General features: G+C 73.9%; 1 protein-coding gene. It reads left to right on the top strand.

Annotation, left to right across the window (positions count from 1 at the left end; translation table 11 throughout):
* Nucleotides 1-383: calcium-binding protein (locus GU927_RS20405; protein ID WP_161764237.1), on the top strand; the 383-nt coding region annotated here is incomplete at both ends.

Below are 383 nucleotides of genomic sequence, written 5' to 3'. Positions count from 1 at the left end.
TGCTGCTGCCGCAGGACGGCGTGGTGGACGGCACGGCCGCGGGCGACGCGATGGGCCCAGGCTACACCGACGCGCAGGGCGACCAGATCGACGACGCGGCCAGCCCGAACGACGTGATCGACGCGGGCGGCGGCAATGACACGGTCGATGCCGGCCAGGGCGACGACACGGTGACGGGCGGCGCGGGCGATGACGGGATCACGGGCAATGCCGGTGATGACAACCTTGCCGGTGCGGCGGGTTCGGACACGCTGTCCGGCGGGATCGGCAATGACGTGCTGGACGGCGGTGCCGATGACGACGCGCTCACGGGCGGCGAGGGCCGCGACACGCTGTCCGGTGGCGAGGGGGCCGATGCGCTGGACGGCGGCGCGGGCAACGAC

The organism is Paragemmobacter amnigenus (assembly GCF_009908265.2).
GTDB lineage: Bacteria > Pseudomonadota > Alphaproteobacteria > Rhodobacterales > Rhodobacteraceae > Paragemmobacter > Paragemmobacter amnigenus.
Note: the sequence above shows the minus strand (reverse complement) of the source record. Positions and strands in the feature narration are given on the sequence as shown.